Source organism: Ruminococcus sp., from assembly GCF_019423705.1.
Classification (GTDB): Bacteria; Bacillota; Clostridia; order Oscillospirales; family Ruminococcaceae; genus Hominimerdicola.
Genome location: NZ_JAHZAX010000001.1, coordinates 3,998 through 29,889 on the forward strand (window position 1 = coordinate 3,998; position 25,892 = coordinate 29,889).

Sequence of the window (25,892 nt, forward strand, 5' to 3'; positions counted from 1 at the left end):
GGTCAAAGGCGACCTGCGGTCAAAGGCGACCTGCGGTCAAAGGCGACCTGCGGTCAAAGGCGACCTGCGGTCGCCCGTTCTTTTCCGCACTTCCCTTAGATCTCTCCGCTAGCGTGACGTGTAACGTGGCAGCCAATATTTACAGAAACAGGCAGTCCGGCAATATGTGTAGGCGCTTCCTCGATATTCACCGCAAGACAAGTCTGCGTGCCGCCAAAGCCCTGCGGACCAATGCCGAGACGGTTTATCTTCTCAAGCATTTTCGCCTCAAGCTCTGCATATCTCGCCTTTGGATTGCGCTTAGAAACATTCCTGCAAAGAGCCTTCTTTGCAAGATATGCGCACTTCTCAAAGTCTCCGCCGATACCAACGCCGATAACGATAGGCGGACAAGGGTTCGAGCCTGCCGTTGCGCAGACCGATACCACCCAGTCAACTATCTCGTCCTCTGTAACACTCGGGGTCATCATTTTGAGCTGAGACATATTCTCGCTGCCAAAGCCCTTTGGCGCAACCATGATCTTCACCTTGTCCCCCTCAGTAAAGCGCAGATGGACCACCGCAGGGGTGTTATCCCCCGTGTTCACTCTCTCGAGAGGGTCTGAAACGATGGAACATCTCAGCCTGCCCTCCGTGTAACCTCTTGCAACGCCCTTGTTTATGGCCTCGTTGACAGAGCCGCCCACAAAATGCACGTCCTGTCCAACTTCCATAAAAATAACCGCCATACCCGTGTCCTGACAGATCGGTATAGTCTCTTCTCTTGCCACACGCATATTTTCAATGATATCCGCAAACACGTTCTTTCCCACAGGGGACTGCTCCTTTGCGGCGTTGCATTTTATGCATTCTTCCATATCCTTTGGCAGATAAAGATTAGCCTTTATGCAAAGGTCTCTCACAAGCTGCTCTACCTCTGAAACGTTGATCTCTCTCATTATTCTTCCATATCCTTTCGGTCGTTATCATCATTATTTTCATCACAAAGCGCATTTTTTACCGCCTCACGGTCGCTGAGTTTCACTATCTTTTCCCCATCAAGAATATAACAGGGCTTGTCCTCCATCAGAAACTCGCCGCTTATAAAGCTCGTGCTCACGTCCTCGTTGAGTTTTGGCGCAGGCTGGATATTTTCCTCCTCCACCTCCGTAAAGCCCTGCACACTGTCGCACAGAAGCCCCACAGGGCTTTCGCTGGCGGTTATTATTATGCAGTCTCTATCCGATATCTCTTTCGGCGTGTAGTGAAATCTCCTGCGCAGGTCGATAACAGGTATCATTTTCCCCTCGTGCGTTATCGTGCCCGGTATGTATTCGGGAAAATCGGGAGCAGGCACAGGCTTTTGCGCCGCAAGGATTATCCTTATCTTATCAAAAGGCAGCGAAAATCTCTTTTCATCTGCAACGAATATCAAGTATCTGCTGTTTTCCACAGCTTTCCCTCCCGTAACTTTAGTCTGAGCTGTCAATGCGGCGGTGTATCTCCTCTGCAATATCCCATAGTGGAAGCTGCTTTGACACAGCGCCGTTTTCAAATGCCGCTTTCGGCATTCCATATACCACAGAACTTTGCTGATCCTGCCCTATGTTAAAAGCTCCCATTCTCTTCATATTGAGCATACCCTTTGCCCCGTCAGAGCCCATTCCAGTAAGAATAACGCCGATAGCGTCCCTTTTGGCAGTATACGCCACAGAGTCAAAAAGCACGTCAACTGAAGGACAATGCCCCGATATCTTCACGCCCTCTTCCGATGTGACGAAATAGCCCTTTTTGTCTCTGAACAAACGCAAATGCCGTCCGCCCTGAGCAATAACTATCATACCCTGACGAAGATAAAGCCCGCTGGTGGCTTCCACAACATTGTGCCCCGTCTCACTTTTAAGCTGCTCAGCGTAAATTTTCGTATATCCCGGCGGCATATGAAGCACCGCCACCACAGGCGGCAGATCGTGCCTAAGCATTTTTAGTATAGTTTTCAAAGCCTCCGTGCTGCCTGTCGAACCGCCGATAGCGATAATGTGAGAAATATTCTCCGCAGGCTTGTGAACTCTCGAAACTTTCCGTGTGGATTCAAGCCTTTTTATGCTGTTTATAAATCGTGCGGAAAACCGTTCCATATCATCGTTTTCGTCATTAGGCTTGTATACCACGTCGATAGCGCCTGCCTGCATCATAGGATACTTATTGTTGTGCTGAGAAGTGCAAACTATTATGGGCACAGAATATCTCGGCACAAGTCTTATGATATAATCTTCCATATCCTCGCCGCCGTCAGTATCAAGCAGCACAAAGTCGGGGGTCGCCGCAAGCACGCTGGCTCTGCCGTTGTCAAGGCAGGAATATATCACCTTGTCCTTAGAAAAGCCGTTTGCCGTGAGAACTTTCCTGCACAGCGTCGCAAAGGCCTTTTCCTGTGAGATAACAAGAAACGTCATTTTCTCCTGCACCTCCCCGTCTTTCTGTATACCGCAGGGCACACCTTTTCAAAAGGCATATCCTCGGGCACAGATTCAGCGTGACCAATATAAAAAAAGCCGCCGTCCTCCGTCGCTTCATAGAACTTTCTGCATATTTCCGATTTGGTCTTTTCGTCAAAATATATCATTACATTGCGGCAGAGTATAAGATCGAACTTTTTCTTGAAATTGAAATCGTCCATAAGGTTGTGATACTTAAATTCCACATTGTTTCTTATGCTGTAGCTGACCTGCCAAAGCCCCGATGAATAGGGCTTGAAGTATTTCTTTTTCCACATATCAGGAACATTTTGCACGGACATATCCGTGTAAATGCCGTTTGCAGCCGATCTGAGGGCGTTGAAAGATATATCCGTGGCAAGTATCTTCAAGTCCCAGTCCTTTGATCTGAAACCGAAATACTCGTCAAGGCACATCGCAAGGTTGTAAGGCTCGTTGCCGAAAGAACACCCTGCGCTCCATATCCTCAGATCGTGGTCTTTCACGGTTTTCTCAGCATAAGGCAGAAACGCATTCATAAAGTGGCGGAAATGATCCGTCTCCCTCATAAAATAAGTGTGGTTGGTTGTGAGCCTGTTGATAAGGTTCGCAGTCTCTCTGCCTGTCTCATCGTCATAAACCGCCGAAAGATATTCAGAAAAGCTTGCAAAACCGCAGTCCAGCACATAGTTGCTGAGACGGCTCTGCACAAGGCTCTTCTTACCCGAAAGGTTCAGCCCGAACCGTTCCTTTATATATGCCATAAGCCTGTCAAAATCAGCTTGTGATATCTCAAGACCCGACTGCATAATATCCCTCCCTGTTTTTATTATCTATGATCGTAATATTTTTCAGTCTGTCAAATGGCTCTTCACATCGTCAGAGCCATAAGGGTAACGGGCGACCGCAAATTATTGTGAGCTTAGCCGAACAACAATTTTTTGCCCCTACACCACAAACTGATATCTTATTTTTTGTTTTTTGCTTTATATTTTGTCAAACAGACAACCGCCCCGTTATACCTTGCCTTTGCCCTTTCCCTTTATAAGCGCCAAAGGGTCGATAACAGATATCCTGTTTTTCGCCGTTGTGATAAAGCACTTCACCGTGCCGCCTGTAAGTGGCGAGGGCGCTATCTGCTCCGGTGCGATCTCTTCCACGTCCGATACCCTGTCGCAGATGATACCGGCTTGGTTTGAAGCCACTTCCACCACGATTATGCAGCTCCTATGGTCATATTCCTCCTCGGGATAACCAAGCCGCAGTCTGAAATCAATAACAGGCACGGCCTTTCCTCGCAGATTTATAACGCCCTTGACAAAGTTCGGCGTCCTAGGCAGCCTTGTGATAGGCTGAAGCCCGATTATATCCGTCACGTCAGTTATCTCAAAGCCGAAAAACTTTCCGTCCGATACAAAGGTGAGTATCTTTCCGCCGTCCTTGATAAAATCCCTGTTTTCGTTATTCTGATTATCTTCCGCCGATACTGCCATAACCCTTGCTTCCCTCATTTCCGTTTATGTTAAGATCACAAAAGCGCATTATTTATCCACGCTTTTAAGCTCATATTTCTCAAAAAATTCTTTCATATCAAGAATGATAGTAATGCTTCCGTCGCCCAAGACCGAACAGCCTGCCATACCCCATTCCTTTAATGGGTAATCATCCAGCAGCGGCGAAAACGGCTTTACGACCACCTGCTGATCGACTGTTATCCTGTCCGCCATAACAACAGCATCCTTGCCGTCCTGTCGACAGTAAAGCATTATTCCCTTTGTTATATCCTGCTCTGCATTCGGGATATCGAAATGCTTGCCCATTCTGATAAGAGGCAGACACTTGTCACGAAGCATAACAAACTCGTTGCCGTCGGGGTCGGTGATGAAATTTTCTTCTTTGCAGGAAAACGCCTCTTTGATCGCCGAAACAGGCACGGAGAAATTCTCTCCCCCCACGTCAACGCTCAGAACATCGAGAATAGAAAGCGAAAGCGGTATGCGAATAGTGAAAACAGACCCCTCGCCGAATTTTGAATCAACGGTCAGCTTTCCGCCGACCTTTTCAAGGTTCTTTTTAACAACGTCCATTCCAACGCCTCGACCCGAATATTCCGTTATCTTCTCGTTGGTGGAAAAACCAGCCGCCACAACAAAATTGAATATCTCCTTGTCGGTGTATTCATTTTCAGGCTTTGTGAGCATTCCGTTCTTTTTCGCCTTTGCCATAAGCTTTGCGGTGTCCATTCCTGCGCCGTTGTCACGGCAGGATATCACCACTTCGTTCGAGTCATAGCCAGCGCTAAGCGTAACAGTCGGCGGCTCAGTCTTGCCGCTTTTCGCCCTGACCTCAGGCTCTTCAATACCGTGATCGACGGCATTTCTAACAATGTGCATAAGAGGGTCGTTCAAAATATCAACGATCGCCTTGTCGACCTCAGTCTCCTGCCCCACAAACACCAGCGTGACGTTTTTCTTGAGCTTTTGGTTCATATCCCTCACAACTCTGTTCATCTTTTGGAACGCCGTTGAAACGGGCACCATTCTGATAGACATTGCAACGTCCTGCAATTCGTCCGTGAGCTTTCTAAGCTCTCGTGAAGCCTTGTTGAATCTGTCAAGATTCAGCCCAGCCTTTTTAAGGTCTGGCGATGATACAACAGAGCCCTCTGTTATAACTATCTCCGCCACAAGATCAATAAGCCTGTCGAGCTTGTCAAGCTTTACCGACACCATAGCCTGTTCGTGCTTTTCAGCAGGCTTTTTCGCCGCAGGTTTTGCCGCAGGAGCAGGCTTCTTTTCGGCGCTATTAGCGCTTGCACTAGCATTGCTTGCACTAGCATTATCCGCCTTGACCGCAGGCGCAGCCTTTGGCTTTTCAGCAGGCTTTTCGACCTTTTCCGCCGCCGCAACATTTACAGCGCCTTTCATAAGCTCCAAAGCCTTGTCGCAGTCGTCGGTGATAAGCTTTATGTAAAGTCCCTTTTTGGATATCTCGTCCCCAGCATTGTCGGCGTCAAGATCGGCAGGATAAGTCCTAGTCACCTCGCCTATCTTTCCCAGCGCACGCAGCAGCACAAGCGCACGCATTTCGGGCATTGCGCAGCTGTCCGAATATGTCACCTTGTAAGTTAACACGCCCTCTTTCTCGTCCGCAGGGAAAAGATCGCCATACCCAGCCGCCGAGCCGCCGCTCTGAGCGTCTCCGCCATCCGCAGGCTGACCTTTCATAACGTTCGCAAAGCTATGTATCTTGCCTTCAAGCTCCGAAAAGTCCGTCTGCTCCTCCGAATCGAAAAGGGAATCAAGCTCATTTTTCAAACTGTCCGAAGCCGCAAAAAGCAGCTCATAAAGGGCAGGCTTGTCATATTTCGTGCTGGGGTCCTCTCTTATAATGTAAAAAAGGTCCTCCACCGAATGGGCAAGCGTAGACATATTCTGCAAGCCCATCATCGCCGCAGAGCCCTTTATAGTGTGCATAATACGGAATATCTCGCCGATATCCTCCGCCCCGATAGACTCTTCCTGTTCGGTACGCATAAGGATATCGTCAAGCTTTTCAAGCAGATCGCCCGACTCGAACACGAACATATCCGCCATATTTTCCATACCGTTTTCAAACTTAGGCATTGCCTCTCACCCTTTCAAGTGGAAATACTTATTCGCAAAAATAAAATAATTATGCTTGTCTTAGTACGTTAAATGATAATCCACCAACGGGCGAACAATGTTCGCCCCTACAATAAATCGAACACCTAGGCAAGACTATACTTATTTATATTATAACAAATTTCTTCCTACATTTCAACTGTTTATTATTAAAAAACCACAATAAAGAAAAAAATCAAAAAGCACCCCACATCACCGCAGGGCGCTTTGATATCACAAATATTGCAGCTATATCATATCTTGGAATAGCCGAAGCTGTTTACAAGGGCGTCTACCTTCTGACCGGCCTCGCACATAGGACAATGTGCAGGCATATAAGTCTCGTACTTAGGCAGGTCTTTCTCTGAGAACAGCGAATGTACCGCAATGCCGTTTGACTCTCTGATAGCCGAGAATATAGAGCCGATAGCAACAAGATTGCCGTTATAATACTGCAAGCAGTCGATAGCTCTGTTGATACTCTTACCGGTGGAAGCCGATGAAATGAGCAGCAGAACTTGCTTGCCCCAAATTTTCTTCTGAGTATTGTCTCTGAATATCATCTGGTTAACAGCGTTGAGCTCAGGCGTAACGACATTGATATCTGCGCCGCTGTTTATACCTCCCTCAGAAAGGCTCTCAGCCAAAAATGCGCCGAGTATCTCCGTTCCCTCAAGGCATATGATAGTGTCGATATGTGTCGAAACATAAGTAGCCGCAAGCTCTTTCGCCGCTTCCCTAGCCATTTTCATTCCCGTCTTGACGGAAGTAAGATCAACATAGTAGTTGATATGTGAGTGGTTAGTAGCGTAATGACCCGGTATAACGCCGATCTGTATTTTACTGTTATTAGCTGCGTGAATTATCTGCATACGTTCTTCCAAAACGAAGACCTCCTTACAAGCAAAGTATGAACAATGTTTTACTATTGGTTATTATAACATATCTCGCTTGATTTTTCAATATCATTTTTAATGATTTTTCACATATATTTTTGTAGGACTATACAATTAATAAATTGATAAATCATATTTATACGGTCAGCTTTATTTATCATATGTTGCACGCCAGTCGACAAAAGCCGCCAAAGTACGCACTTATCGACGTATCAGCGCACACAAATCTAACATTTATCAACTTTCCCTGTGCAAAATACACTAATCGAAATGTGTAATTTGTATAAAATACAGATTGTAAAGTCGCACAAAAATGTGTATAATTAGTAGTAATGGTAAGATAAAAAGTGGATACATCAAGGGTGGCTTTATACTTTGTGCTGTCCTGAGGAGATATATTTATGAAAAAGAGAAAACTGTTAGCAGGACTGGGCGCAGTTGCGATGTCTCTATGCGCTATGCCTGCATACGCATTGCAGGAGGACGTTGTCGCATACGCTGATCTGCCCATTGAAGCTGCAATAAACGATGAGACTTCCGAGAGCGATCCTGCCACCGAGGCAGCTCAAAACGGTGACGAGCCCGAGGCCAAGGCACAAAAGAACGAGAACCCCCAAAGCGATGTAGACTGGGCGCTTTTCGGCTGGATAGGCGGCGGAGCTGTTGTTGTGCTTATTTCCATTGGTGTAATGGCTAAGAAGAAGTAGTTACATAGTTGCATAGTTTTTGACATTTAAACGGACGGTCTTTGGTCGTCCGTTTATTTATATGGTGCTCTTTTACGTTGCTTACGCCCCATACCGACGTTTGCGTGTCGCAAAATCGCTCCTTGATAAACACTTGACAATAAACCAAAGTTGTATTATAATTAAATCATACATTTCTAATAGGAATTACGAAAGGACTTGAAACCGTGAAAATCTCAACTAAGGGCAGATATGCCCTCAGACTTATGCTGGACCTCGCCGTCCACGCCGAAAGCGGATATACCCCTATAAAAGCTATCGCCGAAAGACAAAATATCAGCGATAAATACCTCGAGCAAATCATCTCTACCCTCGGCCGTGCCGGCTATGTCAAAAGCGTCCGTGGCGCCGGCGGCGGATATATGATCGCTAAAGACCCATCAGAATATACCGTTGGTATGATACTCCGCCTCACCGAAGGCAGCCTCGCTCCCGTCTCTTGCCTTGAAGGCGACGTCAACACCTGTGAACGCCAAGAGTCCTGCACCACCCTCCTCGTGTGGAAAAAACTCTATGAAGCTATCAATGATGTCGTTGACAATATCACTCTCGCCGACCTCGTTGAAAAAGAACGCTCACGCACCGATGATTACGTTATTTAATATTTAATTGATAAGTAAAAGCTAACGGACGATCAAGTCCGCCCCCACAATTGCGTAGGGGCGACCTTAGGTCGCCCGTTTTTTGCTTTATGTTATCTGTTATACAATTCAATTATCCAAAAAGATGAGAAAATCTCTTCTTTAGCCCAGCCTTGTCAAATGCAAGACCCAGCACAATGTAAAGTATCGAGCTTGCAAGCACCTGTATGCAGTAAGCCGGCGTCTGACCGAAAGCCGAAACTATGGCAGCCTTTGAAAATCCCCCTGCCATAAAAATGCCCTCGTAAAGGCTGTAACATACCACGCAGATCACAAGCGCAGGGATGATTCCGATAAGATTTCTCGCACATATTATCTTTTCAGTCTTTCTTGAAAAGCAAAGCGCCGTTATTGCCTTTATCACGATCGTTCCCGGCAGCCATACCATAAAGCCCGAAAGTCCGTCTGCAAGCCCTGCGCCGATAGCGCCAGCCGCCATTGCGTAAGGCGTCGGCAACATTGAAGCCGCAAGATATATCAGTCCGTCGCCTGCGTGTGTGTATCCTGCACCTGTCGGGATATGCAGCCAAGCCGTGAGAACATATATCATCGCCGCAAAAAGCCCCGTCACGCATATAAGTTGTATATGCTTTGTAGAATTTTTCACCTGAGCCGTTGTACTCATAAATATCACTCCAATTTCCGTGTTTTCTTCACTATTTTTTATTTTCCGTATAAATGCACTTATGCCTTTCCCCCATTTCGGAGAAAAGACATACCGTGCATTATTCAATTATGCAATATTATCCTGTTGATTTTTAGACTATTTCCCGTTTATCATATCAATGAAATACTGATGAACTGTCCTGTCCTCAGTCAGCTCTGGGTGGAAAGCCGCCGCAAGCTGATTTTTGTATCTCACCGCCGTGATAAAGCCATCGTGCTGAGAAAGCACCTCGCACTCATCGTCAAGCACCTTTTCGATGTACGGCGCTCTGATGAAGACCTGCGGTATCTCCTTGCCTGCGAAATTTTCCTGACAGGAAAAACTTCCAAGCTGTCTGCCGTAAGCGTTGCGCTTTACTCTTACGGGCAGCGTGCCAAAATAGCTCCTGTCGTCATTTGATATCTCTTTGGAAAGCAGGATAAGTCCTGCGCAAGTGCCGAAACAGTAACCGCCCTTTGCGATATATTCAGCCACAGGCTCAAAAAGCCCAAGCTCTCTGAGCAGCTTTCCCATAACGGTGCTCTCGCCACCTGGGATAACAATTCCGTCAAAGCTGTCCTCAAAGTCACGAAGCTGTCTGATCTCCTTGACCTCTGCGCCAAGAGCCGTCAGCACCTTTTCGTGTTCCGCAAACGCTCCTTGAAGAGCCAGAACTCCGATCTTCATATTACTTGCCTCTCTCCGCCATAAGCAGCTCGATCTCCTGCTCGTTTATGCCGACCATAGCCTCGCCAAGGTCTTCAGAAAGCTCTGCAAGCATCTTAGGATCGTTGTAATTTGTTACAGCCTGTACGATAGCTCTTGCTCTCTTCTCTGGGTTGCCCGACTTGAAAATACCCGAACCAACGAATACGCCCTCTGCGCCAAGCTGCATCATAAGAGCTGCGTCCGCAGGAGTTGCAACACCGCCTGCCGCAAAGTTTACAACAGGAAGTCTGCCGTTGTCAGCAACATACTTAACGAGCTGATAATCAACTCTCAGATCCTTTGCAGCCTGATAAAGCTCGTCCTTTGACATTGAAGTAAGTCTCTTGATCTCGCTCATCATCATTCTCATATGGCGAACAGCCTGTACAACGTCGCCCGTACCCGGCTCGCCCTTTGTTCTTATCATAGAAGCGCCCTCGCTGATACGTCTGAGAGCCTCGCCAAGATCCTTTGCGCCGCAAACGAAAGGCACCTTGAACTGGGTCTTGTCAATGTGATACTTGTCGTCAGCAGGTGAAAGCACTTCACTCTCGTCGATGTAGTCGATCTCGATAGCCTCAAGTATCTGCGCCTCAGCAAAATGGCCTATCCTGCACTTCGCCATAACAGGGATAGAAACGGCTTCCTGAATACCCTTTATCATCTTAGGGTCGCTCATTCTTGAAACGCCGCCTGCCGCTCTGATGTCCGCAGGGATACGCTCCAGCGCCATAACTGCGCAAGCGCCTGCCGCCTCTGCGATCTTAGCCTGCTCAGGTGTTGTAACGTCCATTATAACGCCGCCCTTGAGCATTTGTGCGAGATTTTTGTTAAGTTCATACTGACTGCTCATCTTATATATCCTCCAAGCTTATAAATTATTTTATTATCATAATTTTGGCCTGTCAAAAAGCTACGACTATCAAACACAGTCGACGACCTCTGCAAGAAACACCGCAATAACGGGCGAACGTAATTGTTATGAGCATTGTCGAATAACAATTTTCGCCCCTACAAATGTCACGTTCCACAAGCTTCGTGCTCTTAACGACCTTCTATACCTATTCTATACCCTTTTCCGCCCACTTTCAAATTGCCCGATCTTTAGTTAAATGAATTTTCATTTGTGCATTTATTACAACAAGACAATAAATAAACGCCTGCCGTATTATGCAATACAGCAAGCGTTTTTCTCTTTCAAAAAGCCTATATCCAACGCACTTTCAATTGTGCACAAATCCTATTTGTATGATAGGTTTTCATTTGTGCTAAAAGTAGAAGATAAAAATTCTGCCTAAACTAAACTATACTACCTTTCCTCCGCATATGACCATAGCAGGGGAGCTCATAACGTCCAAAGGGTCGCCCTCGAACAGCACAAGATCAGCGTCAAGCCCCTTTGCGATAGAGCCCACTCTGTCATCAATGCCTGCTATCTTCGCCGCCGTGCAGGTGATAGCCTCCAGCCCCTTTTCATAGTCAAGACCGTTTTTTACAGCTATCGCCGCCGAAAGTGGCAAATATTCGATAGGCACTTCCGAATGGTCTGTGCAGATAGCCACATCAATGCCGTGGGCCGCAAGTATGCCGGCGTTGCAAGGCGTAAGATTAGCCATTTCTGGCTTGCACCTGTCGCAAATGATAGGGCCGATTATGCACTTTGCGTCCTCTTGTGCAAGCTCGTCCGCAATAATATGTCCGTCCGTGCAATGCACGAGCACATAGTCAAGCTCAAACTCTTTCGCTATCCTTATTGCCGTGAAAATATCGTCCGCCCTATGGCAATGAAAATGCGCCTTTGTCTCACCCCTCAGTACAGGCAGCAAAGCCTCCGAGCGCATATCGAATTCGGGCATATCCTCTTCGCTGCCCATTGCCCTTTCTACAGCTTCGCCGTATCTGCGTGCCTTCATAAGGGCTTCTCTTATAATGCCCGCTATTGCCATTCGGGTGTATGGTGCGTCCTCTTTGTCGGTGTAAGTAAGCTTCGGGTTCTCGCCCATTGAAAACTTCATTCCTACAGTTCCAACAAGCATTTTGTCGATGCGCTTTCCGTTTGTCTTTATCGCCGCAATGCTTCCAGCCACAGGGTTTGCCGAGCCAGGAGAAACAAGACAGCAGGTCACGCCTGCTTTTCTTGCAAGCTCAAATGAATAGTCGATAGGATTTATCCCGTCCACTATCCGAATGTGCGCCGTGCAAGGGTCTGACTCTTCGTTGAAGTCCTCCCCCTCCATTCCAACGCCGCTTGTCGATAAGCCCAGATGGGTGTGGATATCTATGAATCCCGGATAAAGGGTCATACCCTTTCCGTCGATATCCCCCTCTGCGATATTCAAAGGCTCGCCAGCCTCCACCGCAATTATCTTTCCGTCCTCGATCTCGACCCAGCCCTTGTCAAAAACTCTGCGCTGGTCGTCCATCGTCTTTATCTTAACATTGTATATTTTCATAATACGCAAATTCTCACCAAATCAAACCAAATTTATTATTTGCCTGTCGAGCCGAAACCGCCCTCGCCACGCTGAGTGTCCGAAAGCTCCTCTGCAACTTCCACCTCAGGCGTAAAAACAGGAGTTATAACAAGCTGAGCTATCCTGTCGCCGTGGTTGATAGTGTAATCCTTGTCAGAACTGTTGTGGAGAGCGCAAATTATCTCGCCCCTGTAATCCCAGTCAACAACGCCTACGCAGTTTGCTGGCGCAATGCCGAACTTTGTTGCAAGAGAGCTTCTTGCATAAATAAGCAGCACGCAGTTTTTCTCTCCCTGCACCTCAGTTGAAATACCCGTGTGTATCTTCTCAGTCTGTCCTGCCTTTATAACGATAGGCTCGTCCGTGCAGGCGCAAAGGTCATAACCTGCGCTGTATTCAGTCTGTCTTGCAGGCACAACAGCCTTTTCATCAAGCTTTTTTATCAACAATTTCATTCCCATTTATAAAACTCCTCTGTAATATAGTCCGTTTGTGGCGGCAAAAGGCTTTTCGCCATGTCCGATAGCATAAGCCCTCACTATGGCGTTTATCTTCTCCGCCGTCTCCTCATAAAAATGCAGCTCCATATAGTCCGCATTTGCAAAGTCCGAAAGCTTGTCAGCAAGGTAAAGTATATCCGAATTGAGCACCTCCGCACAATCCCGTCCTTTCGGACATCTGACAGGAAATTCTCTTCCCGTGCGGTCAAAAAGCTTTCCCTTGCAGTTTTTGCAGCCAACATCATTTCTGATAGGACAGTTCGCCGTCAGCATAAGGGGCAGCCTGCCATAAGCCACAAAACCGATCTCCATAGGCTTTTTAAGCCTCTCTATCTGAGCGGCTTTAAGCTCAAATGACACCGTGCAATCCTTAGCACCAAGCTTTTTCACCATTCCAAGAGCCGCCGAATTTGTCACATTGAAAGCATAACCCGTGTGAAGCTCAAAGCCCATTTTCTCCGCAATAAGACAATGCCCAATGTTCATCGCCAGCATTTTTCCAATGCCAGCCGCCTTTGCCTCTTCAAGCTTTTTGATAAGCCCCTTTTCATCAAAAGTAAACCTCGGCATTATCACCATAAGTTTTTTCCTGTCACGATCATCGACAACTTCCGCCGCCCTTTTTGCAAACTCTATCGGCACGCCGCAAAGCTCCACGCCCCCAAGGTCAAGCCCCTCAAGCTGCGAAGCCTCTGAAAGCATAATGCGTATCCTTTTCTTATCATAAGCTTTCGGCAGGCTCTCAAAGTCTGTAAGCTCTGCAAACTCAGCGTCAGAAAATCCCACCGACCTGTCAAAATATCCAATGCGCTTTTCGTCAATTCCTGCAATGGCGTGCCTGCGCATTTCATTCAGCTGAGAAGCAGGAAAAGCCAGTCCCTCGCCGATATCGGCTTCAACGCCGCCAAACTCATAGATAGTGTCCCCAAGCTTTGAAAGCTGCTTTGCAACATATTCCTCATCGCAAGGCTTTTTTATCGCCTGCATAGGCTTGTCCCCGACCGCCTGCGCCTCGTTGCCAAGCTCGTCGGTGACGTAAAGCCTTGCCTGCTCGTTATCCTTCAGCAGGAACCGAAACTTCACTTTGCTGCGCTTTTCACACCTGCGGTAAAGTTCGTGAAGCTCTGGCAAAATTTTCGCCGTGGCAGAAACGTCCTCTTTTTGCCTTGTGCCGAACATTTCCCTGCCGAGCCTGCGTGTATAATACCCCTCTGTAAAGCCTCCACGAGAGAACACCGCTTCAAGGGCTTTAAGGTCGTAACGCTCATTTTCCAGCGACTTTTTACAGCAATCAACCGCCGCCGCAACATACTCAGGCCGCTTCATTCTGCCCTCGATCTTCAATGATGACACACCCATTTTTTCAAGCTCCGAAAGCCTGTCAACATATGACATATCCTTTAGTGAAAGGGCATAACGCTCACGCCCTTTTGATATCTTTGATATCTTATCCCCCTGCGCAGGAAGCCTGCAAGCCTGTGCGCAAAGCCCCCTGTTTGCGCTTCTCGAACCAACGATAGCGCTCATATAGCATTGCCCCGAAACGGACATACAAAGTGCTCCGTGTACAAAAACCTCCGTCTCAATGCCAAGCCCAGCAAGCTGACTGATGATATCCTTAGGCAGCTCTCTTGAAAGCACCGCACGGGAAAACCCCAGCTTTTTCGCCATTAAAACGCCGCTTTCGCTGTGAATGGTCATCTGCGTGGAGGCGTGATATTCCATATCAGGACAGCACTTTTTGCATATCTCCACCAGCGCAAGATCCTGCGTGATAAGCCCGTCAACACCCACCTGGGCGGCAAACTTCACCGCCGCCTTGCAGTCCTCAAGCTGCTCGTCAAACACCACCGTATTAATGGCTTGATAAACTTTCACCCCACGAAGATGACATATCCTCACCGCTTCACGAAGCTGCTCCGCCTTAAAATTTGCAGCGTTCTGCCTAGCGGAAAACTTCTCTCCGCCAAGATAAACAGCGTCACAGCCGCTTTTCACCGCCGCCGAAAGTGTCTCCAGCGAACCGCAGGGCGCAAGTATCTCCGCCTTATGCGTAAATTGAGCCATTAATGGCTGCCTCCCTCGGGTCTGTAATTCACCGTGCCGACGTAATTAGTATTGTTGTTCCTATCCCCCGAATGTGAAGAATGAACAGGGCTTTCGAGAGCGTTCTTTATCTCCTGCGAAAGCAGCGCATTAGCGTCAACGACCTCTTCCTCCATCTCGACAGGCTCAGCGGACTGAACTTCAAGCTGCGCCTCAAGGTCAGCGATCTTAGCCTTGAGCTCACGAATCTCCTTCTGCGCCTCGTCCGCCTGACTTCTCGCCCTGCCGGCGTCATCAACATAGTCCTTTATCTGCGTGCGGATATTCTCGATATTCTGATTAGCCTTGCTGAGCTCGTCAAGGCAGTCAAGCGCCGTCAGCACCGCAGCGTCCTGCACAGAAATGCTCGGTATACCCTTGAGCATAGCGTTTATCTTGGTATTGATAGTAGCAGCCAGCTTATCAGTATACCCCTGAGTCTCCTCCGAAAGCAGGTTATAAGTCCTGTTATAGATAGTAACTTTAAGCTTATTTTTCATTTTTAATGCCCTCCTTATAGCAAAATAATAATGCTTATCTACATTATACACTATTTCAATAAAAAAATAAAGTCTTTTTTCTTTTTAATTCGGGATTCGCTGTACTTCGGGTGTCGCACTTTGTAGCCCGAAGACTGGACAGACTGTAAACCGCTCATAGGATTAAACCACACAATGCGTTTAAGTGAGGAGTGAGGAATTGTTGACATTAAACCATACTTTGCCGCTCTATCCTTATTTTGTTGACTTTCTCATAGCGAACGAGAGGTCAATGCGAACGGAGTTCGCAATAAAAAACATCGCCGTAGGCGATTCCATCATTCCTCATTCCTCACTCCTCATTCCTCACTAAAAACTCCGTTTCTGAAACGCCCAACGCACCAAATTTCTTATTACTTTCTTAAAACCATAAAGAAAAGCGTTGACATATTGACGATTTGTGCTATAATTAACAGTATAAAGATAGACAGGCGGAACGATATCCGCCGAAAAAAAGAGAAAGAACAAAAGAAAATAAAAACGGACAGCAAATCAAATAAGAATAATTCTCCCACAAATTTCAGACAGGCGAGGTGTACCCTCCTGGCTGGTGGGTTGTGTCCTGCCCGTTTGGTTTTCCCGAACAGGCATTTTTTATTTTCAAAGCTTCAAATCCAAAATCCAATTTTACGGAGGTCGTGTTTATGACAACAAAAAAAAGGATCTGCACCGTTGTGATCGTTGTGATCGTGGTCTGCGCCCTTTGCTTGGGCGGTTTTCTGGTGTGGAAAAAAGTCGGCAAAAGCAGCTCTAAGAGCAGCCAAAAGGTCTATGTTCAGAAAGTCTCATCGCTGAATACAGTCTCAAGTTTCAATGTGGCAAACGCCGCATTTTCGGGCGTCGTTGAAGCGCAGGAGTCTGTTGACGTCAAGTATGATACTTCAAAAACTATCGACGAGATACTCGTCAAGGACGGCGATACCGTCAAAAAGGGCGATAAGCTCCTTACATATGACGTTGAAGCAATAAATCTCCAGCTCGATCAGGCTAAGCTTGAGGTGGAAAGACTTCAAAATGAGATAACCTCAAACAAAAATCAGATCGCAGAGCTTGAAAAGGAAAAGAAAACCGCCGATCAGGACGCAGCCGTGTCCTATACAACGCAGATCCTTTCCCTCCAAAGCGATAATGCCAAGAACGAGTATGACATCAAGGCAAAGAACGTTGAGATCAAAAAGCTTGAAGCCTCCACAAAGAACGCCTTTGTCACAGCCTCTATCGACGGCACAGTAAAGAACGTCACAACTCCCGAAAAGCTTCAAGAAGATGGCGGTACTGCCATTATGCAGATAACAGCCGAGGGCGATTACAGAGTAAAAGGCACTTTCAATGAGCAGAGCAGCCAAAGCATCGCACAGAACGTTCCCGTTATAATAAAGTCAAGACTTGACGATACCACTTGGAAAGGCGAGATCACAAAGATCGACACCAACCCTCAAAAAGATAATAACGATATGTACGATTACGGCAACAGCGACGATATGACAACGTCCTCGAACTATGCCTTCTATGTCACCCCCGAAAGCCTTGACGGCCTTATGCTTGGTCAGCACGTCCTCATCGAGATCGACAACGGTCAGGACACTTCAATCAACAAAACAGGCATTTGGCTCTATTCCGACTTCATCTGCAAGGACGGCGACAAGAGCTTTGTTTGGGCAAAGGATAAGGACGGCGAGATCGAAAAGAGATATGTTGAGATAGGCGAAAAGGACGAGGATAACGGCGATTGCGAGATAAAGTCCGGCCTTGAAAACGACGACTATATCGCATATCCGAACAACTCTATCGAAGAGGGTATGACAGCCACAACAAACGAATCTGACGTATCCGTTGCACCAAACGACCTCACAGGCGGCGACAACGGCGACGGCGATATGGATATGACCGATATCGACGGCGATTATGACATAAACTATGACGGCTCAGACGATACCCTCGGCATTGATGAGGATATGCTCCCCAGTATGACCGATGAAGAGATAGAAGCATATTTCAACAGCCTTTACGGCGATGAAAGCGGTGCAGATAATGCTGATAATGTTGATAACATTGACGACACAGCAGACAACGCCGAGCCTGCCGCTGAATAAGGAGGGCTTTCTATGGTATTCGAGCTGAAAAATATATACAAGGATTATATGCAGGGCAGAGAGGCCGTTCCCGTGCTTAAAGATATCTCCCTCGCCGTCAACGAGGGCGAATATGTTGCCATAATGGGGCCCTCAGGCTCGGGCAAATCCACCCTTATGAATATAATCGGCTGCCTTGATAAGCAGACCAAAGGAAGCTTTGTCTTTGACGGCACAGATATTATGCAGGCAAACGACAAAAAGCTTTCCGATATAAGAAACAAGAAGATCGGCTTTGTCTTTCAGAATTTTAACCTCCTGCCAAGACAATCCGCCCTTGAAAATGTTGAGCTCCCGCTTCTTTATGCAGGCGTCGGCAAAAAGGAACGTCGCCAGCGTGCAATGGAAGCCCTCAAAAAAGTCGGCCTTGCAGAGCGTATGAGCTTCAAGCCCACCCAGCTTTCGGGCGGACAGAAGCAACGTGTCGCTATCGCAAGGGCTATCGTCAATAAGCCGAAGCTTCTCCTTGCGGACGAGCCAACAGGCGCTCTTGATACAAAATCGGGCGACCAAGTAATGGCGCTCTTCAAAGAGCTGAATGACGACGGCGTTACTATCGTGATGATAACCCACGAACCCGAGATAGCAATGTGCGCAAAGCGCATTATGCACATACGAGACGGCGAACTTCACGGCGGAGCAAAGGAGGGCGAGCAGGAATGAAAAAGCTTATCATAACGCTGCTCTGTCTTGCCATTGTTGGCGGCGGAGGATATTTCGGCGTAACAAAATATAAAAGATCGCAAACAAACAAAATAGTGGTGAACGTCACCCCCGTTGAGCTTATGGCAGAGACCGCCGACAGCTATGAGTGGAACTCATCATCAATGGACGGACAGATAATCTCCGCCAATTCGCAGAAGATAGAGCTTGATAACGAAAAGCTGGTAAAGAAAGTCCTTGTGAAAAAGGGCGATACAGTCAAAAAAGGCGATACCATTCTTGAGTACGATATGACAGTCGTAGAGCTTGAACTTGAGCAAAAGTCCAACCAAGTAAAAGTCTGCGAACAGAACATCAAAATGGCTGAAAAGGAGCTTGCAAAGTATAAGACCCTCAAAGCCTCTGAGGACGCACCAAAGCAGCCTGAAGAACCCGATGAGCCGGACGAGCCTGATATCCCTGACGAACCGGACGAGCCGGACGTTCCCGATACTCCCGACGATCCCGACCCGACACCCGAGCCGGATCCCACTCCCGAGCCTGTCGAAACAGCCGATATCGTAAAAGCAGCATTCAAGACGGAAAACGCAGGCACGAAGGACGACCCATACATAATAAACTGCAACCAGCAGACAAAGGTCACAAAAGCCTTTTTGCAGCGTATCCTCGCCACAGGCACATACGCAGAGCTTTGCGTTTATGACGATAACTCAAACTTCATCTACAAGTGGCTCGTGAACAGGGAAACTATCAGCGGCAAAACAATGGCTGATTGGTCAGTCTCCGACGGCATTTCTATCGACAAGGAAACAGGTCTCTTAGCACTTGATACCAGCGTCACAACGTTCGGCAAGTTCTCTATCATCGTTCCAACAGGTTCGGATAATGACGATACAAATAATACAGATGATTCAGACGATTCGACCGACACCGATATCCCCGATGATACAGACACACCCGATATCAATATCGACGACGTTGATACAGGCGACGATACCGACGATCTTATCGACTATCCTGCAACAGACCCCACACAGACCGACGATCAAGGCTCAGAGGACTATCTTTACAGCCGTTCGGAAATAAAGAAAATGATCGCCGATAAAGAAAGCGATATCAAAGAGCTGAAGCTTGAGCTCAAGTCAGCAAAGCTTGAATATAACGACGCCTTGAAGAAAAAGACCGACGGCAAAGTGGTTGCAACTATCGACGGCGTTGTGAAGAAAATAGGCACAGTCGAGGACGCCGCCGCAAACTCCGACGGCGCAGATACAGACGGCTCTGATGATACAGACTATGACCCAACAGACAGCAGCATAGATATGGACGATTACGACTACTCCGACGGCTCAGACGATTCTGTTTTCGCAATAATCGAAGGCGAAGGCGGCGTGTCGGTATCATTCAGCGTAGGCGAGCTCAATCTCGATAAAGCCACAGTTGGTTCAAGCGTTATGGTCTCCTCCTATGAAACAGGCTCTTCAATCAGCGCAAAGATAACAAAGATAAATACCGAGCCCACTTCATACGGCACAACAAACTGGGGCGAAAATCCAAACAGCTCCACCTATAAAGTCGAAGCCAAGCTTGACGACAGCACAGACTTCAACGTTGGCGACTGGGTGGGCGTTCAGTTCGATACCACAGCCGAAACAAGCGACAGCGTTTACCTGCCTATCCACTATGTAAGGCAGGAGGACGGCAATTATTACATTATGAAAGCCGACAAGGACGGCAAGCTTGTGAAAAGCTATGTCAAAACAGGCAAGGTAATGTACGGCTCCAATATCGAGATAAAGGGCGGCCTTTCAATGAGCGATAAAATATGCTTCCCTTACGGCAAGGACGTTAAAGAGGGCGTAAAGACCAAAGAGACCACCGAAGTCCTCTACCCTGAGTATTAAAGGAGGGAGCATAAAATGATAGAAAATATAAGACTTTCATTCAAGGGGATACTTTCCCATAAAATACGTTCTTTCCTCACAATGCTGGGTATCATAATCGGCATTGCGGCGATAATCGCAATCGTCTCCACGATCAAAGGAACTAACGAGCAGATAAAAAATAACCTCATCGGCGCAGGCAATAACACAGTCAAGATACAGCTTTCAAACGGCGATTCCATTTATGATTTCACATACGAGTCCGTGCCAAAGAACGTTATGATGTTCACAGCCGATACAAAAAAGCGTATCAACGAACTTAAAGAAGTAAGCTCCTGCACATTTTACCGCACCCGAAGCAATATCGACAACCTGTTTTATATGAACACCCAAATGTCGTCCTCAACTATCTATGGCATTGACGAGGACTATTTCGACACCGTGGGCTATGATATCATTCAAGGCAAGGGCTTCACAGAGCGCAACTTCACAAAGTATGATAAAGTGGCTATCGTTGATAAAACAGTCGCCGAGGGCATTTTCGAGGGCGAAGACCCCGTAGGAAAGTTCATCGACATAAACGGCGAACCATTTATGGTGATAGGCGTTGCCGTCAAGGATTCAAGCTTTGAGCCTGTAATAAATTCCGTCGAAGATTATTACACCTATAATCAGACCTCCAGCGGACTTATCTTTATCCCAACAAACGATTGGGGTATGCTCTTCCGCTATGACGAGCCTGAGAACTGCATTGCAAAAGCTGTCGATACCGACTCAATGACCAACGCAGGCAAAAAGACCGCCGATATCCTAAACGAGTATATCACCAAGACCTCCACCACAGGGGAGGACACCAGCGCAACAGTTGAATACAAGAGCGAAAGCCTGCTGGAGCAGGCAAAGTCCCTCCAAGACCTCAGCTCTTCCACAAACAGTATGCTTATTTGGATAGCAAGCATTTCCCTGCTGGTAGGCGGTATCGGAGTCATGAATATTATGCTGGTCTCCGTAACAGAGCGTACCCGTGAGATCGGCCTAAAAAAAGCTCTCGGCGCAAGGCGCAATAGGATACTCGCACAATTTCTGACAGAAGCCGCCGTCCTCACAAGTATCGGCGGAATAATCGGCGTCCTCACAGGCATAGGCCTTTCGCAGGTGATAGCAAAGGTGGCAGAAGTCCCCGTTGCTATCTCAACCGCCTCAATCGCCGTGTCAGTCGTATTCTCAATGGTGGTGGGCATTGTGTTTGGACTTATCCCGTCCATAAAAGCCGCAAAGCTCAACCCTATCGACGCTTTGAGATACGAATAAAAACAAATACAAATACCAAAAAGCAGCACCGCACAATTTCGTGTGGTACTGCTTTATTATTGAATAATTTAACACGGACAGCGGCTCTAACGGGCGAACGCTGTTCGCCCCTACAAAAACAACGCATTTACGCAATTTTGAGGGGACGGTAAAATTTATCTGCACTTCAAACGACTACAACCTAAACTGCAGCGTCGTCCATAATCTTCACAGTCTCCGCCATAAGATCAGAAGCCTTTTGCTTCTTGTCCAAAGCCACAGCAAAGTAAGGCTTGTCGCCGTCAAAAAACTTGACCCTGTTTTTATATTTCGCACATAAAGCCTGAATCTGACTGACTTCAGGCGACTGCACAAAGAAAAGCACCTTGTCCTTTCGCTGGGTTATCTCCTTTATGCCCACTCTCGAAGCCATATTCCTCGTCAGCGCAACGTTCACAAGCCCTAGCACAGATTTCGGAGGATCGCCGTAACGGTCGATAAGCTCGTCAAGCACGTCTCTCGAATCCTCTTCATTGCCGATAGAAGCTATCTTCCTGTAACAGTCTATACGCTGAGAAAGGTTCTCGATATAATATTCGGGGATAAAAGCGTCAATGGAAATATCCACAAGACAATCCTCGGGAGACGGCGGCAAAGCCTCGCCCTTCTGCTCTGCGATAGCCTCGTTTAAAAGCCGCAAATACATATCATAACCTACCGCTTCCATATGTCCGTGCTGCTTTCCGCTGAGAATAGAGCCAGCGCCCCTTATCTCAAGGTCACGAAGCGCTATCCTAAATCCCGAACCGAACTGAGTGAATTCTCTTATTGCGTCAAGACGTTTCGTCGCCACTTCGCTGAGCACCTTTCCACGTCTGAACGTGAAATAAGCAAACGCCCTGCGGTTGGATCTTCCCACACGTCCACGAAGCTGATAAAGCTGCGAAAGACCAAGCCTGTCTGCGTCCTCGATGATAAGGGTGTTGACGTTCGGCACATCAACGCCAGTCTCGATTATGGTGGTGCAAACAAGTATGTCTATCTCCCTGTCGCAAAGCTGCCGCCATATCTCCGAAAGCTCCGCCTCGGGCATTTGTCCGTGGGCAAATGCTATCCTTGCGTCCGGCAAAAGCTGCGAAAGCTGGTTGGCGGTCATCATAATGGTCTCCACCCTATTGTGGATATAATAGACCTGTCCGCCACGGCGCAGCTCCTTGCTTATTGCCTGTGCGATAACGCCCATATTGTGCTCTATGACATAAGTCTGAACAGGGTGTCTGTCCATCGGCGGCTCTTCGATCACCGACATATCTCTTATGCCGCTCATCGCCATATTGAGCGTCCTCGGGATAGGCGTAGCAGACAGCGTCAGCACATCGACCCCTTGGAAAGTCTCCTTGAACTTCTCCTTGTGGGCAACGCCGAAACGCTGCTCCTCGTCGATTATAACAAGCCCCAAGTCCTTGAACTTTACGTCCTTTTGCACAAGCCTGTGTGTGCCGATGATAAGGTCGATGGTGCCCCTGTTAAGTTCCCTTATTATCTGCTGCTGTTCCTTTGGCTTTCTAAAACGTGAAAGCAGTTCAACCTTAACAGGAAAATGCTCGAACCTTTTTATAGCAGTCTGATAATGCTGCCAAGCAAGAACAGTCGTCGGCACAAGTATTGCGACCTGTTTGTTATCCAGCATACACTTGAACGCCGCCCTGAGAGCCACCTCAGTCTTGCCAAATCCAACATCGCCGCAAAGCAGCCTGTCCATCGGCGAAGGCTTTTCCATATCCGCCTTTATCTCCTGAATAGACCTAAGCTGATCGTCCGTCTCCTGATAGTCGAAACGCTCCTCAAAATCCGCCTGCCAGTCGTTGTCCTTTGAAAAGGCAAAACCCTTTGCCATCTGCCGCTGAGCGTAAAGCTTTGTAAGCTCCTCTGCCATATCCTTCACCGCCGACTTAACACGGCTGCGTGTCTTTGACCATTCCATAGAATTGAGCTTGTTGAGCTTAACAGCCCCGTCGTCTCTCGGCCCGATATATCTTGACACAAGGTCAAGCTGAGTAACAGGCACATAAAGCACGTCCGTGCCTGCATATTTTATTGTGATATAATCTTTCGTAACGCCGTTTGTCTCGATATTTCTTATGCCCGAAAATCTGCCTATGCCGTACATTGCGTGAACAACAAGGTCGCCGCTTTGGATATCCGAAAGGCTTTTTATCTCCTCTCCTGCCTTGTGACGAGACTTGCGCTTCTTTGCGCTCATCGCCTTCATCTGGGTGATAGCGGCGCACTTTATATCGGGATAATCAAATCCACCCGACAAACAGCCCGTCCGCAGATAAACTTTTCCTGCGATTATCTCGCTGTTTTCCGTCAAAACCTCCGCCGAAAGGCCTGCGTCCAAAAGGTCTTTGTTTATGATAGGCAAAGTCTTTTCCGAACCAGCCAGCACAATAGTGCAGTATCCCTGTTCGCAAAGGGTCTTTAGTTCTTCCTCAAGGTTGATGATATTTCCGCCCCAAGCCGCAGTCTGACGGCAGTCGGTATTGATAAGCTTCTTGAACTTTATGCCGTTGTTTGAGCGCATAAAGCTGTCAAGGAACACCGACTTCATCTTGGTTATTTTAAGCTCTGTCTGAGGGATATCCATAAAAAACCCCTCCAGCCGCTTGAAAAGTATGCCGTCCTCATAAAGCAGCTTCATATCCTCCGCAAGCTGCGCAAGGGCAGCCTTGCCCTTTTCGATACAGTTTGAATATTCCGAAACGATACAAACGCCGCTCTCAAAATAATCAAACACCGTGGTGAGATTGTCGTAGCAAACGGTATAATACTTGTCAAGATTGGTGAGAGTTATGCCGCTTTCCGCCGTCTCGATATCCCTTGATATCTGAGTCCTTATCTTTTCCGTGCGGCTTCCTCTGACGGATTTTGAAAGGGTCGTCAGCTTTTCCACAAGCTCTTCCTTGCTTGGAAAAATGATCTCCAGCGCAGGAAAAACAGTTATCCCCTCGATAGGGTCAGTACGCCGCTGGCTCTCGGGGTCGAAGTATGAAAGCGAATCCACCTCATCGCCCCAAAGCTCAATTCTCACAGGCCGTGACTCCTGCACAGGGAAAATATCGGCGATAGAACCTCTGATAGAAAACTGCGCCTGTCCCTCAACCTGATCCGTTCGTGTATAGCCCCCTGCAAGGAGCTTTTCCGTCAGCTCTTCAAGGCTCAGCTCTCCCCCAAGGCTTATATCAAAAGAGAATTCTCTCAGCTTATCCTGCGGTATAGTTCCCTGCAAGCAAGCCTCCATACTTGCGGCGATTATCTTGCACTTGCCCTGCGTGATAAGTGAGAGCGCTTCCAGCCGCTTGTGCTCATACTCTCTTGAAACGCCCTCCATATAGGCGAAATTCAAGTCCTTTGCAGGATAAAAGCAGGCAAGCTGCTCCCCTGCCATTTCGTTTATGTCGCTTATCATTCTCAGCGCCGAAGCCTCGTCGTCGCATATGACAAGGCAGGGCGAGAGCCTTGAAAGCCCCATAGCGGTCTGCGCCTTGTGGATATTTGAAACGCCCGTAACTGCGCAGGGCGTAAAGCCTTTGAGCAGGCAGTTTTTTATATCTTTATAAAAGCCCAGTCGGCTGTTTATCTCGTTAAAAATGTTCATTTTGCTGTTCTCCAAAAATCTAATTGGTCTTTATTAAATGCGTTGTTTATTTGTAGGGGCGAACATTGTTCGCCCGCAGACTCTCTCAAAAGCCGCAAACCAACGGGCGACCACAAATTGTTATGAGCTTAGTCGAATAACAATTTTTCGCCCCTACATCAAATTGCGTATTTATTGTCATTAGTCCGTTAGTCAAAAAATAATCCTTAATTAAATTTATTCATCGCCTCAGAAGTCTTGCCCTGCACCATAAGCTCAACGGCCTCGCAGGTCTTTTCGTCCACCTCTGCAAGCTTTTTCATATCCTCATCGGAAAACTTAGAAAGCACCCAGTCCGCCAAATTATAATCGGGGTGCGGCTTCTTTCCCACGCCGACCTTTACACGAGGAAAATTCTCCCCTCCGCAAAATGCGATAATGCTTTTTATGCCATTGTGACCTCCAGCCGAGCCCTTGCGGCGTATGCGCATATTGCCAACGTCAAGAGAGATATCGTCAAAGATAACGATGATATTCTCTATCGGTATTTTATAGAAGTCCATAGCCTCCGAAACGGCCTCGCCGCTGTTGTTCATAAAGGTTTCGGGCTTCATCACCAGCACGCTTTTTCCGCCGATATTTCCACGGCCGACCAGCGCCTTGAACTTATGTGTATTGACGCTTATGCCGAACTTTTTCTCCAGCGCCTGCACCGCCATAAACCCAGCGTTATGTCTTGTATTCTCATAAGCGACCCCAGGATTGCCCAGCCCCACGATAATATACTCAGGCTTGCCGCCAGGGGTTCTCTCTGCGGAAAGCTGTATTAATTTCTCGAAAATATCCATTGTAATGTCTCCTATCTTTTATAATATGTCAGCACCGACTGCTTATTCCCCACGCACAATAACCCCGTCTTTGCGCAAGACGGGGTATAAACAAAAGCCGA

Annotated in this window: 22 protein-coding genes; 6 read left to right on the forward strand and 16 right to left on the reverse strand. The window is 47.5% G+C overall.

Annotated elements, in window-relative coordinates; genetic code table 11:
* Window positions 1–95: 95 nt before the first annotated feature.
* The 7 genes from QZ371_RS00020 to QZ371_RS00050 all read right to left on the reverse strand — a co-directional run bounded on the left by QZ371_RS00020 (window position 96) and on the right by QZ371_RS00050 (window position 6,984).
* Window positions 96–938, reverse strand: coding sequence for a fumarate hydratase (locus QZ371_RS00020; protein WP_295207216.1), 843 nt, complete (start codon window positions 936–938; stop codon window positions 96–98).
* Window positions 938–1,432 carry a chemotaxis protein CheW gene (locus tag QZ371_RS00025; RefSeq protein ID WP_295207219.1) on the reverse strand — a complete coding sequence of 165 codons (495 nt, stop codon included), beginning with the start codon at window positions 1,430–1,432 and terminating at the stop codon, window positions 938–940. Before QZ371_RS00025 ends, QZ371_RS00020 begins: the two co-directional genes overlap by 1 nt.
* A 19-nt stretch (window positions 1,433–1,451) precedes the next feature.
* Entirely contained in the window at window positions 1,452–2,435 is a 984-nt protein-coding gene (locus tag QZ371_RS00030) for a chemotaxis protein CheB (protein WP_295207221.1), read from the reverse strand.
* Window positions 2,432–3,265, reverse strand: a complete 834-nt coding sequence (locus tag QZ371_RS00035; RefSeq protein WP_295207222.1) for a protein-glutamate O-methyltransferase CheR — start codon at window positions 3,263–3,265, stop codon at window positions 2,432–2,434. Before QZ371_RS00035 ends, QZ371_RS00030 begins: the two co-directional genes overlap by 4 nt.
* A gap of 207 nt (window positions 3,266–3,472) precedes the next feature.
* Window positions 3,473–3,949, reverse strand: a complete 477-nt coding sequence (locus QZ371_RS00040; RefSeq protein WP_295207224.1) for a chemotaxis protein CheW — start codon at window positions 3,947–3,949, stop codon at window positions 3,473–3,475.
* Between the two features lie 48 nt (window positions 3,950–3,997).
* Complete coding sequence (locus QZ371_RS00045) at window positions 3,998–6,082, reverse strand: chemotaxis protein CheA (protein ID WP_295207226.1); 2,085 nt, start codon at window positions 6,080–6,082, stop codon at window positions 3,998–4,000.
* A gap of 272 nt (window positions 6,083–6,354) precedes the next feature.
* Window positions 6,355–6,984, reverse strand: coding sequence for an orotate phosphoribosyltransferase (locus tag QZ371_RS00050; RefSeq protein ID WP_295207228.1), 630 nt, complete (start codon window positions 6,982–6,984; stop codon window positions 6,355–6,357).
* Between the two features lie 413 nt (window positions 6,985–7,397).
* On the opposite strand from QZ371_RS00050, the gene QZ371_RS00055 reads away from it, so the two are divergent.
* Window positions 7,398–7,703, forward strand: a complete 306-nt coding sequence (locus QZ371_RS00055) for a hypothetical protein (RefSeq protein ID WP_295207231.1) — start codon at window positions 7,398–7,400, stop codon at window positions 7,701–7,703.
* A gap of 206 nt (window positions 7,704–7,909) precedes the next feature.
* On the forward strand, window positions 7,910–8,344 hold the full coding sequence (locus QZ371_RS00060) for an RrF2 family transcriptional regulator (RefSeq protein WP_295207234.1): 435 nt from the start codon (window positions 7,910–7,912) through the stop codon (window positions 8,342–8,344).
* A 112-nt stretch (window positions 8,345–8,456) separates the two neighbouring features.
* Here QZ371_RS00060 and QZ371_RS00065 read toward each other — a convergent pair whose 3' ends face one another.
* The 7 genes from QZ371_RS00065 to zapA form a co-directional block, all read right to left on the reverse strand.
* Window positions 8,457–9,008 (reverse strand): TIGR04002 family protein, encoded by a 552-nt coding sequence (locus QZ371_RS00065; RefSeq protein ID WP_295207237.1) that lies wholly within the window; start codon window positions 9,006–9,008, stop codon window positions 8,457–8,459.
* 138 nt (window positions 9,009–9,146) lie between these two features.
* A complete protein-coding gene (pdxT, locus tag QZ371_RS00070; protein WP_295207239.1) occupies window positions 9,147–9,716 on the reverse strand; it encodes a pyridoxal 5'-phosphate synthase glutaminase subunit PdxT in 570 nt (189 codons plus the stop codon).
* A gap of 1 nt (window position 9,717) precedes the next feature.
* Window positions 9,718–10,590, reverse strand: coding sequence for a pyridoxal 5'-phosphate synthase lyase subunit PdxS (gene pdxS, locus QZ371_RS00075; protein ID WP_295207242.1), 873 nt, complete (start codon window positions 10,588–10,590; stop codon window positions 9,718–9,720).
* Between the two features lie 451 nt (window positions 10,591–11,041).
* Window positions 11,042–12,190, reverse strand: a complete 1,149-nt coding sequence (locus QZ371_RS00080; RefSeq protein WP_295207244.1) for an amidohydrolase — start codon at window positions 12,188–12,190, stop codon at window positions 11,042–11,044.
* A gap of 35 nt (window positions 12,191–12,225) precedes the next feature.
* Window positions 12,226–12,672, reverse strand: coding sequence for a dUTP diphosphatase (gene dut / locus QZ371_RS00085; protein WP_366558682.1), 447 nt, complete (start codon window positions 12,670–12,672; stop codon window positions 12,226–12,228).
* Window positions 12,673–14,778, reverse strand: coding sequence for a U32 family peptidase (locus tag QZ371_RS00090; RefSeq protein ID WP_295207247.1), 2,106 nt, complete (start codon window positions 14,776–14,778; stop codon window positions 12,673–12,675).
* The gene (gene zapA / locus QZ371_RS00095) at window positions 14,778–15,296 is read right to left on the reverse strand and encodes a cell division protein ZapA (protein WP_295207250.1); all 519 of its coding nucleotides are present in this window, start codon (window positions 15,294–15,296) and stop codon (window positions 14,778–14,780) included. The genes QZ371_RS00090 and zapA overlap by 1 nt, the downstream gene beginning before the upstream one ends.
* A 683-nt stretch (window positions 15,297–15,979) precedes the next feature.
* Between zapA and QZ371_RS00100 the strand changes: the two genes are divergently transcribed.
* The 4 genes from QZ371_RS00100 to QZ371_RS00115 are packed head-to-tail and all read left to right on the forward strand — an operon-like array spanning window position 15,980 to window position 21,324.
* Window positions 15,980–17,428, forward strand: coding sequence for an efflux RND transporter periplasmic adaptor subunit (locus tag QZ371_RS00100; protein ID WP_295207252.1), 1,449 nt, complete (start codon window positions 15,980–15,982; stop codon window positions 17,426–17,428).
* A 12-nt stretch (window positions 17,429–17,440) separates the two neighbouring features.
* A complete protein-coding gene (locus tag QZ371_RS00105; RefSeq protein WP_295207255.1) occupies window positions 17,441–18,130 on the forward strand; it encodes an ABC transporter ATP-binding protein in 690 nt (229 codons plus the stop codon).
* A complete protein-coding gene (locus QZ371_RS00110; RefSeq protein ID WP_295207258.1) occupies window positions 18,127–20,034 on the forward strand; it encodes a biotin/lipoyl-binding protein in 1,908 nt (635 codons plus the stop codon). The genes QZ371_RS00105 and QZ371_RS00110 overlap by 4 nt, the downstream gene beginning before the upstream one ends.
* A gap of 15 nt (window positions 20,035–20,049) precedes the next feature.
* Complete coding sequence (locus tag QZ371_RS00115) at window positions 20,050–21,324, forward strand: ABC transporter permease (RefSeq protein ID WP_295207261.1); 1,275 nt, start codon at window positions 20,050–20,052, stop codon at window positions 21,322–21,324.
* Between the two features lie 181 nt (window positions 21,325–21,505).
* Here QZ371_RS00115 and mfd read toward each other — a convergent pair whose 3' ends face one another.
* Together mfd and pth are read right to left on the reverse strand one after the other, a co-directional pair.
* Window positions 21,506–24,964 (reverse strand): transcription-repair coupling factor, encoded by a 3,459-nt coding sequence (gene mfd / locus QZ371_RS00120; RefSeq protein WP_295207263.1) that lies wholly within the window; start codon window positions 24,962–24,964, stop codon window positions 21,506–21,508.
* Window positions 24,965–25,170: 206 nt separating this feature from the next.
* The gene (gene pth, locus QZ371_RS00125) at window positions 25,171–25,791 is read right to left on the reverse strand and encodes an aminoacyl-tRNA hydrolase (RefSeq protein WP_295207266.1); all 621 of its coding nucleotides are present in this window, start codon (window positions 25,789–25,791) and stop codon (window positions 25,171–25,173) included.
* Window positions 25,792–25,892: the final 101 nt, after the last annotated feature.